We start from the raw sequence: 11,472 nt of genomic DNA, 5'->3' as shown, positions 1-11,472 counted from the left end.
CTTTAATATCAAGCTCGAATTTAATACAATGATTAAGAGAGGACATAGAAACATACCTTTATTTATAAAATGTTTAGTAGGATAGATTTTTTATTACAGGGGACTATGTCCTCCTTTTTTATGCAATAAAAAAACTGTTAACAGCTTATCATATTGATAAGTCATCAACAGGAAAAATTATAGAGCCTTAATTGAACTTGCGCTTTTTAATACATATTTACTTTACAGAACCTGGACGCTTCTTCTTTTCAACTTTTTTACCCATAGTCATGTTGTCATTGTAACCCCAAACCCAGGTAGCGATGAAGGCTACAATAATTGATACAGCACTAGAGATTAAGAAAGTGTAGAAACTGTTGAGTTGAGTAGGGTGAACTGGGTTAAAGAAACTTGAGAAGCCGATCAAACCACCAGTAAAACCATACATAGTTCCGTGCATCAATCCAGTAACTAAACCACCAAAGGCGGAACCGATACAACCTGAAGCGAAGACTTTCTTAAATCTTAAGTTAATACCATAAAGAGCTGGTTCAGTAACACCGCAGAAGGCTGAAATAGCTGCGGCAATACCTAATTCCTTCATGTCAGCTTTCTTAGACTTGATAGCAACTGCTAAAACTGCAGCACCTTGAGCAACCATAGTTGAACATACAATTGCGTTCAATGCACTTTGACCAGTTCCGGCAATTTGTTGAGCGATAAGTGGAACCACACCCCAGTGTAATCCAAAGATAACGAGCAATTGGTAGAAGGCACCAATGATTAAGCCGCCAACCCAGCCAGATGCGGAAACCAACCAGTTGATGAAGACAGCGATACCATTAGCGGCACCTTGAATAACTGGACCAGTAACTACTAAGGTGATAGTAGATACAGCCAAAATGGTAATTAATGGAATAAAGATCATTTGTAAGTAGCTTGGTAGAACTTTCTTAAGCCATTGCTCACATTTTGCAGCTAGCCATGCAGCTAAAATCATTGGGAAAATCGAGTAACTGTAGTTCAAGAATTGGAAGTTCCAACTACCTAGATTGAACATCATTTTTCCTGCTGTACCCCAAGAAATCATTTGAGGGTAGGTGATAAAACCACCGATTACAGCAGCAATAATTGGATCACTGTTTAATCTCTTAGCTGCGGCAAAACCAACCATAATAGGAAGGAAGAAGAAGGCAGAATCTGCCATTGCACTGACAGTAATGTAAACGGGACTTTTTACATTTAATAAAGCACCGAGTTGTGGCAGGGTCAAAAGTGCAAGCAAACCCTTGATAATACCTGATGCAGCAATTACACCAATTACTGGGCTCATTGAACCAGTAATAAATCCGATTAAATTACCAAATGCTCTTGAAACATGATTTTTGCCATCGTCTTGGTTAGTTGGTTCAGGAGCAGGATTGTTGCCTAATCCAGGAAGCTGCTTCATTACAGCATCGAAGACATTAGTAACTTCGTTACCGATTACTACTTGATATTGACCACCAGCGTGCATAATGTCCAAAATTCCGCGTTGATTCTTTAACTTGTCGTCATTAGCTTTTGATTCATCCTTTAAGTTAAAACGTAAACGCGTAATACAATGAACCAAGCTGTTGATGTTATCCTTGCCACCAACATTTTTAATGATAAAAGTTGCAAGTTCATCATAAGAGAGTTTCTTGTCTGAAGTATCTTCTTCATCTTCTTTTAGATAAGCATGAGCAACCACATCGCCAGTTTTGGCAGGCCCTTCTTCGACATCGAGTCCATCAATCTTCATACTAGAATTGGTAATCAAAATCATAATGGTAGTATCAAGACCTTTATTTTTAATAAAATCGAGATCCATAGTGGCGATATCTTGTCCTTCTTCAACAGTATCGCCATTTTTAATTAAAACTTCAAAAGGTTCGCCGTTAAGACCTACAGTGTCAACACCCATGTGTACTAAAACTTCTAGTCCATCATCAGTGGTAATACCAATTGCATGCTTAGTTTCAGCAATCATTGTCACTTTGCCGCTGACTGGTGCGACAACTTCACCATCAGATGGAGTAAGACCGAAGCCTTGACCCATTGTTCCTTTACTAAAAATAGGATCGCTTGTTTTGCTTAATGCAATTACTTCTCCGTTAGCAGGTGCAAGTAATTCAATTTCACCATGTCCCATAAAAAATCCTCCTCGTTAACTTAAAAAAGCGTTTTCATTCAACCTGTTGATTATTATAATAAACATGTATATACATGCTGTCAAGATATTTTTTGAAAATGGTTACTTTACTGACAAATTAGTAAATAAAATAATTATTTACATGTCCATACATGAATAATATAATAAACTTGATTTGAAGAAAGGAAAGATAATATGGCTAAATCAAAATCAGATTTAATTGCTCAAGATCTGGCCTTAAAGATTCAGCACAAGCAATTTCAGTGGGGCGAATTTCTACCTGGTGAAAATCAACTGGCTGAGTTATACGGTTCCTCACGTGAGACCGTGCGTAAGGCACTAGAGCAATTAACTTCTTTAGGATTAATTCAGAAGATTAAAGGAAAAGGTTCAATAGTTCTGGACCTGGGAAAATATTCTTTTCCTATATCAGGGATTTCCAGTTTTGCGGAATTAAATAAGTCGCTGGGAATGAATGCTAAGACTGAATTGCTGGATTATGAAAAGATGGAAGATCTGCCTTCTTTATTTAAGAAGCATTTTCCAGAGCAGGAAAAGCAAGCGGGTACTTATATTGAACGTTTACGTTTAATTGATGGTGAACCAGAAGTGCTTGACTGCGATTTCTTATTTAATCCGCCAATTAAAGATTTACCTAAGGAAGCTGCTGAAAAATCTATTTACGTATACTTAGAAAATGAATTAGGATTAGATATTTCGTATGCAACTAAGGTAATTACTGTAGAAAAAATAGATAAAGAATTACAGAATAAATTGCAGTTATCAGATAAGATGGCTGTTTTGATTGCTAGTCATAATTTCTTGGCGGACACAACTTTGTTCCAATTAACTTTATCTTTCCACAATCCAGATAAATTCGAATTTATTGATTTTGCACGAAGACAAAAAATTAAGTTTTAGGAGGATTTCTATGAATGATTTAGGCAAAAAAGTTATTTACCAAATTTATCCCAAATCTTTTTATGACTCTAATGGTGATGGAATTGGCGATATTCCAGGCATTATTCAAAAAATTGACTATATTAAGAAACTTAATGTTGATATGATTTGGTTTAATCCATTTTTTGTATCGCCGCAGAATGACAGCGGCTATGATATTGCAGATTACTATAATATCGATCCTCGCTTTGGTACGATGGCTGATTTTGAAGAATTGGTTGCTAAATTAAAGGAAATCGGTGTTGGCGTCATGTTAGATATGGTGCTTAATCACTGTTCTACTGAGAATATTTGGTTTAAAAAAGCATTGGCAGGGGATGAAAAGTACCGCAAGTTTTTTTATTTGAGAAAGGCTAAGCCAGATGGCAGCGTACCTAATAATTGGCAAAGCAAATTCGGTGGTTCTGCCTGGGCCAAATTTGGTGATACAGATTATTATTACCTTCATTTATATGATCCAACTCAGGCTGACCTTGATTGGCATAATCCTGAAGTTAGAAAAGAGTTGTTCAAGGTAATTAACTTCTGGCGCAGCAAGGGCATACATGGCTTCCGCTTTGATGTAATTAATGTTATTGGCAAGGATGAAGAATTGGTTGATTCAACTGATCCAGTTGAAGAAAAAAGTTTGTACACAGATACTCCTGTAGTTCATAAGTATTTAAAGGAAATGAACGCTGCAACTTTTGGTCAAGATCCCGATTCTGTAACAGTAGGAGAAATGTCATCAACCACAATTGCTAATTCAATTGAATACTCCAAGCCAAGTGAACATGAATTATCCATGGTCTTTACTTTCCATCATTTGAAAGTTGATTATAAAGATGGTGAAAAATGGTCTAAGATGCCATTTGATTTTATGAAGCTCAAGGAATTATTTACTGAATGGCAAGAAAAGATGGACCAAGGTGGGGGTTGGAATGCGCTATTTTGGAATAATCATGATCAACCTTGGGCGTTGAATCGTTTCGGTAATACTGGAAAGTATCGTGAAAAGTCCGCAGAGATGCTTGCAACTGCAACTCATTTAATGCGTGGTACGCCATACATTTATATGGGTGAGGAAATCGGGATGATGGATCCAGATTATTCATCTATGAATGATTACGTTGATGTTGAAGCAAAAAATGCATTTAAAGAATTAACGGCAAAAGGCATGAGTGAAAAAGACGCTTTTGAAATCATTAAGACCAAGGCAAGAGATAATTCACGTGTGCCAATGCATTGGGATGATAGTCAATATGCTGGCTTTAGCGATGTAAAGCCATGGCTGATGCCAACTGATCAAAAGCAAGTTAATGTAGAGAAAGAACTATCAAGTGGCGAAATTTTTGACTATTATCAAAAACTAATTAAGTTGCGTAAGAATGAAAAGTTAATTTCTGATGGCCATATTAAGATGTTCTTGAAGGATCATCCACAAGTTTTTGCATATGAACGCTTCTTAGATAATAGTGATAAAAAATTATTAGTCTTTACTAACTTCTATGGCAAGGAATGTCAGGCTAAATTACCTAAAGAATATGTTAATAAGAACTATCAAGTTTTAATTAGCAATTATGAACATAACAGTAACCAATTTAAACAAGAGATCATCTTAAAGCCGTATGAGGCTTTAGCAGTTGTGATTTAGATAAGATAATAAAAAAGAATTGATAATCATAGTTAATTTGTGATTATCAATTCTTTTTATTTTGTTGATTTTTTATTTGTAGCAATTCGGGTCTGCGTGCTAATTCAATATAAGGGCGATCATTTTCTACAGCTATCCCTTCGGTTTCGCGCAAGGTATGAAATTGGTAGTGCTGTATGAGTTTTCCTGGATGGGTAATTATGAATAAATTATCGTTAAAAGCTAGGTAAAACTTAGAACGACTAGAGGTAAAGCCTTGCAGAGGTGAATTGTTTTTTACAAAATCAGATTGAGTTGCTCCGATTTCTGTTGGCATCCATGTATTTCCGTTTCGACTTAATTTCCAGTATTCATATAATCCTTTGCTGGCATTATGAAAAGTAACGTACATTAAGTGACTATTAATAAAGCAAGCGTTATGAAAATAGCGTGGATAATAGCTAGAACGATTCCATACTTTTATAGTCCAAAGATGGTTAATTTGGTAGTTTTTTCTAGAAATTTGAAAAATTTCTTCGGATTTATCGGGATTAGCTTCTTTGTTGCTGCTAGCCAGTACATAAATATATTTTTTAGTCATGCCGATAGATTGTCCGTGCCCCAGCTTCATATATGGAGATATTGCAATATTGCGTGATGTATTTTTAAATTCTCGCCACTTCATAGTAAGTAAATTTTGTGATTTAAGTGGATCGGACAAATGATTGAGATTATAAGTAACTAGATGCCCCCATTCAACGTTAGGTTCACTGAAATATGAAACAGTTAATTGATTTTGTTTAAGGCTGATCCCTTGAGGAATAACTCCTATTTGATTAAGAGGAGTAGGTTGGGGCGTTAATGAATGAAAACGAGGTTGGTAAAATTGGGTTATCATCAAATTATGCTTATTATCATAATATCTATTAATTTTGGTTTCAGGCTGATAATTATTTTCGGGATTCCAATTTGGAGAAGAAGATTTGGAACTACCAGAGAATGTTTTTACTAAAGAAGGTCCAGCAATAGCAGTTCTGTTTGCGACAGTAATGCCTTCGTTTAAATTAGGTCTAACATGAACGTTGATTGTTGTTTTTAAATGATGGTATTTTAATTTAATTGTAAATTTCCCAGGAGTTGTAGAATTAACAAAATTTTGGGATGCAGATACTTTTTTAGGATCGATTAAGGTGCCGTGCTTGTCTGCAATATAAGAAATTGCATCCCTCACTGGGAAAGAGTAATAGGGATTACGAGTTAAAGATACATGCTTTGCCGCAAGTAGTTTGCTACGTAAAAAGAATTTTTCATTAACCCAACCAATCTGTCTACCGTTGACTGTTAATTGATAAAAACTTCCTTGCTTGGTTTGCGCTGATTTAAGAGATTGAAGCAAACCGTTACTGAAATCCTTGGTAGAAGTGAAAGCATTGATACCACCGTCTTTAGAAATATTGCGATAAATTGGAAAATCATGGGGTCCAGCCAATTTAGTTTGAACATTAGTGTAAGTAGTTACTGGTGCAGGCTTTAACACGATAGATCCGTTTTTTAACGGATTAATTTTTAAAGGTAAATAAAAATATAGAATGAATAAAATTAATATCGGTAAAATTATAAAATATAAAAACTTTTTCATGATATTCATATTATCTACTAAATCTAAGGACGTGACTAAACTATTTAGATTATAGATGTAAGATTAAGAGGTTTAATTGAATCTTGGAAGCTTTTTTCATTGATAAAATTCTGTATAATAAAGCTTAAGCATATTAAGGGAAGTTGATTAATTAACTATGTTAAAAGAAGAGAAGAAATTTGATCAATTTGGGCAAAAATTATTTATGCAAGGCACTTTGCAAGAATTTGAAAAGAAAAATGGCCCAATTAAGGGTAGAATGGCAATTACTGAGGGTAAAATTCCGCCTGAAATGTTAAATAAATTGCAACCTGAATTAATGAAAAATCCTAAATGGAAAGTAGTCGAAGGCAGTTTTGATTTTTCAAACTATACTATTGGGATGGTAGTAGGTCTTAATCCAATCAAGCCATTGAGTGAAGGATGGCTAGTTCCTCAATTAGGTCATCCCGGTGTACAACCAGATAAGCATTGGCAGGAATTCTTTATGGAAAAAGTAATGAATTTAATTGACGAAAATGGTCATATTGATTTGCCATTGTTTACTTGGATTTCAGATAAGAATGATTTGACGAAATCTGCAAAAGATATGTAGTAAAAAAGCCACTTAGAAGGATAAAAGACCTTCTTGGGTGGCTTTTTGCATTTTATTTTAAAAAATTATGAAAAAATATTATAATCTAGTTTATAATTCGGTTTAAGATTGAAAAACGAAAAAAACGAAAACTTCACGGAATTTGGAGGAATTTAAAAGAATGACAGAGAACAACAAACAAGCCAAAGCCACTGATACCAAGCCTAAAGGCGCATTAGACACGGCAATCTTTGCTGGGGGATGCTTTTGGTGCATGGTGAGCCCATTTGATAAGCTGCCCGGAATAGAAAAGGTAGTTAGTGGGTATACTGGTGGCCATGTTGCCAATCCAACTTACGAAGAAGTCTGCACGGGTAAAACTGGGCATACAGAAGCCGTTGAAATTACTTTCGATCCTGAAAAAATGCCTTATCAAAAGTTGCTTCAATATTATTGGCAGGTTACTGATCCCACGGATGCAATGGGGCAGTTCCAAGATCGTGGCGATCAATATCGTCCTGTAATTTACTATAACTCACCAGCACAGAAGGAAGCTGCGGAGAAGTCCAAACAAGAATTAGCTGAAAGCGGCAAGTTCGATGATCCGATTGTAACGCAAATTGAACCAGCTCAACCATTTTATCCAGCAGAAGAATATCACCAAGATTTCTATAAAAAAGATCCGCTTCGTTATGCAATGGAAGAAGCGGGTGGCCGAGAAAAATTTATCAAAGAACACTGGGATAAATAATGAAAGCTTTGTCTGTGCGTGGTGACTATGTCATGCAGATGATTAACGGCACCAAGAAAATAGAATATCGCACGTGGAAAACTAATTATCGCGGACCGATTTTGATGTGCTCTACGGCAAAAAGGGTGCCGAATTCTGCACCAGGATATGCACTTTGCGTGATGGATCTGTATCGAATAGACTGGAATGATGTCGATCAATGCTATTATTGGTACATTAAACTTAAGAATTTGATTGATCCGATTAAAGTAAAAGGACAGCTTAAGCTTTTTAATGTTGATGATGATGTAATTATTCCAATTAAGAGCTCAGAATTTGAAAAACAAGTTATTCCATTGATTTATCGTTCCAAAAATAAACACGTTTAATAATATAACTTATGTAAAGCAGTGAAAATATGACAATTATTGCTTTGGATCATTTTGTAATTACTGTGACTGATTTAAATAAATCTAAGAATTTTTATCATGAAATTCTAGGATTGCCTATTGTTGATGAACAAAATTCTTCAATGTGGTGATCAATTAATTCGACTGAGAAAAAAGACTAATGGGGTTAACGCAATTGTGGCTAAACAATTGGAAACGGGAGTTTTTGATTTTTGTCTTCAAACTGATCAACCTATTAAAAATGTGATAGCTAAGTATAAATCAAATAATCAAGAGATTATTTCAGGCCCAGTAGAGAAGCATGGTGCACATGGAAAAATAACTTCTGTCTATACTAGGGATCCAGATGGAAACTTGGTCGAAGTCTGTTCTTATGAATGATTACTATATAGCTAGTGCTAAACATTGAGAAAAGGTTTGGTTTTTAATATTAAAAAATCGCTGGTGGCCGATTGTAAAATTAAGTTGAACACTTTGTAAAAAATAAAAGTCCATCTGGACCTGTTTGATAGAATGTTAATAACCACAAAAACATCTATTGGAGGTCACAAATGGACTCTTTACATTCTACCATGAATCAGCACGTTAAAGGCAAGCACTTACATGGTTTGAAAGAGTGTTGGCAAAAGATTTATAATAGCATAAAGTAAAATAGGAGTATTTAAATTGAGGGCAGACAGTATTAACTTATTTGATTTTTTAGGAAACGGAAAAACTATTTTTGAAATTCCAGTCTTTCAACGGAATTATGAATGGGGCAAGTCCCAATGCGAACAACTTTTTAATGACTTGTTAACAGCAGAAAAGGAAGATCAAGATCATTTTATTGGTGCAGTAGTTTACGTTACTGACTCAGGTAAAAAATGAGTCATATTTATCGAATTATTGATGGGCAACAAAGACTAATGAGTTTGACTCTATTGCTTAAGGCTATTTCTGATATTGATGCAGAAAATAAAGATGAAATTGAAGAACAGTACTTAACCAATAAATATTTGGATGCAAATAATCATCTTAAGTTGAAGCCCGTTGATCATGATGCTGATGCCTTCTTTGCTGTAATGAATGGCAAAGAATATAATAACCCATCTAAAGTAGTAGAAAATTATAATTATTTTAAAAAGAGAATAACTGATTCTGGAATTAATACTCCTCAGCTTTATGAATCTATGGATCATTTTGCAATGGTATATATTGAATTAACAAATGATCCTGGGGATGAAAATCCACAAATTATTTTTGAAAGTCTTAATTCAACTGGCGTGTCTCTTTCAGCTTCTGATTTAGTAAGAAACTTTTTATTAATGAGCTTAGATTCAGAAAATCAAGCATATCTTTATAAGGAATATTGGATTAAAATAGAACAATTCTTTACTACAAATGCATTTACTGAATTTTTACGTCATTATTTAATAATGAAAACTCACAATTTAGTAAAAAAAAACAAGGTCTATGATACCTATAAAAATTATTTTCACACACATAATCTAGATTCAGAGGCGGCTTTAGCAGATTTATATAAATTTGCTAAGTTTTATAATGAAATGCTCAATTGCAATACAGAATCTTCTGAGTTTAATAAAATTCTAAGACATGTAAATGTAATGGAAAGTAAAGTAATTTACCCATATTTCTTAATGTTATTAGAAATGCGCCAAAATTCTGAAATTGATTGGGATAAATTAATTGAATTAGCACACATTATGGAGAGCTATTTGTTCCGATTGAAAGTTTGTCGTCATGCTACTAATGGATTAAATAGAATAGTTATTGCGCTATGTGATAAAGACAAGGCAAAGTCTGATTTACAAAAAAATGAAATATATAAATTAAATAATAGTTTCCCTGATGATTCTGATCTTAAAAATAGTTTATTAGAAGTAAATCTTTATAAACAAAGAAATAATCTAGCTAAATTAGCTTTAGTAGTCTTAGAAGAAAACAGAACAAGGGAAACTATTAACTTTGATAATGCTCAAGTAGAACATATTATGCCACAACGTTTAAATAATGATTGGCGTCTAGAAGTCAAAAATGCTGATAAAATAAATGATCAACTAGGCGGTACAATAGGAAACTTGACTTTGACTATGTATAATCAAGAAATGAGCAATAAAATATTCAGTGATAAAAAAGAATACTATAGCAAATCCAATGTTTCTTTAACTAGAGAAATTCCTGAGAGATATGATCAATGGAATAAAGATACAATACTTGATCGTACAAAAGATTTATCTAATGAACTTTGTCAAATTTTTGCCAAACCAGATATTAAGAGCGAAGAAGCTGAAGATATTGCTGGAGAACATACCATTAATGAAGAAGTTGACGTAACAGGTAAGAAGCCTGTTCGTATTACATTAAATGATCGAGATTACTCAATTGACTCTTGGCGTAGTGCTTTAGTAATTTTTCTGAACTATGTTTGGGCAATTGACAGTCGTAATTTTGAAAAAATTCGTCAAGACGATTCATTAGACATGAAACTATTTTCTCACTTTAATCGGCCAGCAGTACTAGCAAACAATATAAGAGTAGAAACTAATCACTCTGCTACAACAATTATTGCAATAATTTCAAAAATAGCAGATTTATGTGATATATCTAATCAAGTCAAATACACAATTAAATAGTAATATAGGAAGATCAAACGGGATAATCTTAATTTGATCTTCCTAATTTTTTCGTATGTAATTCACTTCCTATCATTGATATAATGAAAATGTTACTAAATTGAATGGGGTATTATAATGTCACGCAGTTATAATGGTGGAATTGCTTCTTATGCAATTTGGCTGCCAGAACTTACAAAATTTATTGAGCTTTATCAGTCAGGTTATAGTATTAATGATATTAAGCAAATGAGTGATGAAGAAAATATCTTTCAAATGCCAACGAAAGCACGTGCTAAAAGATGTTCCAGAAACCTTGCCGTCAGAGTAAAAGCATTGCCTGAATCAGTTTTAAATATATTCTCGCAACTTGATACTTCCAATCAAAAAATCATTTCTTTATTGTCAGTAATGTTAACTAGTCGTATTTTAGATGAGTTTATCTATGATGTGTATCGTCCCAAAGTGCAAATGCGAGAGGATATTTTGAAAAGCTATGAAGTGGAAGCATTTATTAATCAAAAAAGGATAGAGAGTCCTACAATTGCTTCGTGGTCGCTAAATACTTATAAGCGAATTAAGGGAGCACTAAAGACATATATGCGGGATGGAGGATTGATGAAGATTGATCCTCAAAATAAAAAACAAGATAAGCTTCTGTTTCCATTACTTGATTCTCAATTAGTTTTAGCAATGAAAGTTGCAAAGTTAGATTATGAATTAGCTGCTTTAGGAGGGATGTAATGACTGAGAATATTAAAGTTAGGATCGAACACTTAAAAG

12 protein-coding genes are annotated in these 11,472 nt (G+C 34.0%); 10 read left to right on the top strand and 2 right to left on the bottom strand.

Going from position 1 to position 11,472, the window contains the following annotated elements:
• Positions 1–217: 217 nt before the first annotated feature.
• Positions 218–2,152 (bottom strand): PTS sugar transporter subunit IIABC, encoded by a 1,935-nt coding sequence (locus HMPREF0518_RS04160; RefSeq protein ID WP_003626438.1) that lies wholly within the window; start codon positions 2,150–2,152, stop codon positions 218–220.
• Positions 2,153–2,347: 195 nt separating this feature from the next.
• Between HMPREF0518_RS04160 and treR the strand changes: the two genes are divergently transcribed.
• Together treR and treC are read left to right on the top strand one after the other, a co-directional pair.
• Complete coding sequence (treR, locus tag HMPREF0518_RS04155; protein WP_003626436.1) at positions 2,348–3,073, top strand: trehalose operon repressor; 726 nt, start codon at positions 2,348–2,350, stop codon at positions 3,071–3,073.
• 10 nt (positions 3,074–3,083) lie between these two features.
• Complete coding sequence (gene treC, locus HMPREF0518_RS04150) at positions 3,084–4,745, top strand: alpha,alpha-phosphotrehalase (RefSeq protein WP_020829171.1); 1,662 nt, start codon at positions 3,084–3,086, stop codon at positions 4,743–4,745.
• A gap of 46 nt (positions 4,746–4,791) precedes the next feature.
• Here the strand turns inward: treC and HMPREF0518_RS04145 are convergent, their stop codons facing one another.
• Positions 4,792–6,363: an SH3-like domain-containing protein gene (locus HMPREF0518_RS04145; RefSeq protein ID WP_230478150.1), complete on the bottom strand. Its 1,572-nt coding sequence runs from the start codon at positions 6,361–6,363 to the stop codon at positions 4,792–4,794.
• A 157-nt stretch (positions 6,364–6,520) separates the two neighbouring features.
• Here HMPREF0518_RS04145 and HMPREF0518_RS04140 point away from each other — a divergent pair, with 157 nt between their 5' ends.
• The 8 genes from HMPREF0518_RS04140 to HMPREF0518_RS04115 all read left to right on the top strand — a co-directional run bounded on the left by HMPREF0518_RS04140 (position 6,521) and on the right by HMPREF0518_RS04115 (position 11,433).
• The gene (locus HMPREF0518_RS04140) at positions 6,521–6,958 is read left to right on the top strand and encodes a hypothetical protein (RefSeq protein ID WP_003626431.1); all 438 of its coding nucleotides are present in this window, start codon (positions 6,521–6,523) and stop codon (positions 6,956–6,958) included.
• 160 nt (positions 6,959–7,118) lie between these two features.
• Entirely contained in the window at positions 7,119–7,688 is a 570-nt protein-coding gene (msrA, locus tag HMPREF0518_RS04135; RefSeq protein WP_003626428.1) for a peptide-methionine (S)-S-oxide reductase MsrA, read from the top strand.
• Positions 7,688–8,056 (top strand): ASCH domain-containing protein, encoded by a 369-nt coding sequence (locus HMPREF0518_RS04130; protein ID WP_003626425.1) that lies wholly within the window; start codon positions 7,688–7,690, stop codon positions 8,054–8,056. The genes msrA and HMPREF0518_RS04130 overlap by 1 nt, the downstream gene beginning before the upstream one ends.
• Before the next feature lie 29 nt (positions 8,057–8,085).
• Positions 8,086–8,208 carry a VOC family protein gene (locus HMPREF0518_RS10685; protein ID WP_003626423.1) on the top strand — a complete coding sequence of 41 codons (123 nt, stop codon included), beginning with the start codon at positions 8,086–8,088 and terminating at the stop codon, positions 8,206–8,208.
• Positions 8,183–8,458 carry a VOC family protein gene (locus tag HMPREF0518_RS04125; RefSeq protein WP_003626422.1) on the top strand — a complete coding sequence of 92 codons (276 nt, stop codon included), beginning with the start codon at positions 8,183–8,185 and terminating at the stop codon, positions 8,456–8,458. The genes HMPREF0518_RS10685 and HMPREF0518_RS04125 overlap by 26 nt, the downstream gene beginning before the upstream one ends.
• A 285-nt stretch (positions 8,459–8,743) precedes the next feature.
• A complete protein-coding gene (locus HMPREF0518_RS10930) occupies positions 8,744–8,944 on the top strand; it encodes a GmrSD restriction endonuclease domain-containing protein (protein ID WP_003626421.1) in 201 nt (66 codons plus the stop codon).
• Complete coding sequence (locus tag HMPREF0518_RS10925; RefSeq protein ID WP_003626420.1) at positions 8,941–10,710, top strand: DUF262 domain-containing protein; 1,770 nt, start codon at positions 8,941–8,943, stop codon at positions 10,708–10,710. Before HMPREF0518_RS10930 ends, HMPREF0518_RS10925 begins: the two co-directional genes overlap by 4 nt.
• Before the next feature lie 117 nt (positions 10,711–10,827).
• Positions 10,828–11,433, top strand: coding sequence for a DUF1819 family protein (locus HMPREF0518_RS04115; protein ID WP_003626419.1), 606 nt, complete (start codon positions 10,828–10,830; stop codon positions 11,431–11,433).
• Positions 11,434–11,472 lie beyond the last annotated feature (39 nt).

Source organism: Lactobacillus helveticus DSM 20075 = CGMCC 1.1877 (assembly GCF_000160855.1).
Classification (GTDB): domain Bacteria; phylum Bacillota; class Bacilli; order Lactobacillales; family Lactobacillaceae; genus Lactobacillus; species Lactobacillus helveticus.
This window is presented reverse-complemented; position numbering and strand designations above follow the sequence as displayed.

Excerpts from the sequence above, each read along its gene's own strand:
- HMPREF0518_RS04125 (WP_003626422.1), top strand. The coding sequence starts at position 8,183 with ATGAACAAAATTCTTCAATGTGGTGATCAATTAATTCGACTGAGAAAA.
- HMPREF0518_RS04145 (WP_230478150.1), bottom strand. The coding sequence starts at position 6,363 with ATGAAAAAGTTTTTATATTTTATAATTTTACCGATATTAATTTTATTC.
- HMPREF0518_RS10925 (WP_003626420.1), top strand. The coding sequence starts at position 8,941 with ATGAGTCATATTTATCGAATTATTGATGGGCAACAAAGACTAATGAGT.
- HMPREF0518_RS04130 (WP_003626425.1), top strand. The coding sequence starts at position 7,688 with ATGAAAGCTTTGTCTGTGCGTGGTGACTATGTCATGCAGATGATTAAC.
- msrA (WP_003626428.1), top strand. The coding sequence starts at position 7,119 with ATGACAGAGAACAACAAACAAGCCAAAGCCACTGATACCAAGCCTAAA.
- HMPREF0518_RS04140 (WP_003626431.1), top strand. The coding sequence starts at position 6,521 with ATGTTAAAAGAAGAGAAGAAATTTGATCAATTTGGGCAAAAATTATTT.
- treC (WP_020829171.1), top strand. The coding sequence starts at position 3,084 with ATGAATGATTTAGGCAAAAAAGTTATTTACCAAATTTATCCCAAATCT.
- HMPREF0518_RS10685 (WP_003626423.1), top strand. The coding sequence starts at position 8,086 with ATGACAATTATTGCTTTGGATCATTTTGTAATTACTGTGACTGATTTA.
- treR (WP_003626436.1), top strand. The coding sequence starts at position 2,348 with ATGGCTAAATCAAAATCAGATTTAATTGCTCAAGATCTGGCCTTAAAG.
- HMPREF0518_RS04160 (WP_003626438.1), bottom strand. The coding sequence starts at position 2,152 with ATGGGACATGGTGAAATTGAATTACTTGCACCTGCTAACGGAGAAGTA.
- HMPREF0518_RS04115 (WP_003626419.1), top strand. The coding sequence starts at position 10,828 with ATGTCACGCAGTTATAATGGTGGAATTGCTTCTTATGCAATTTGGCTG.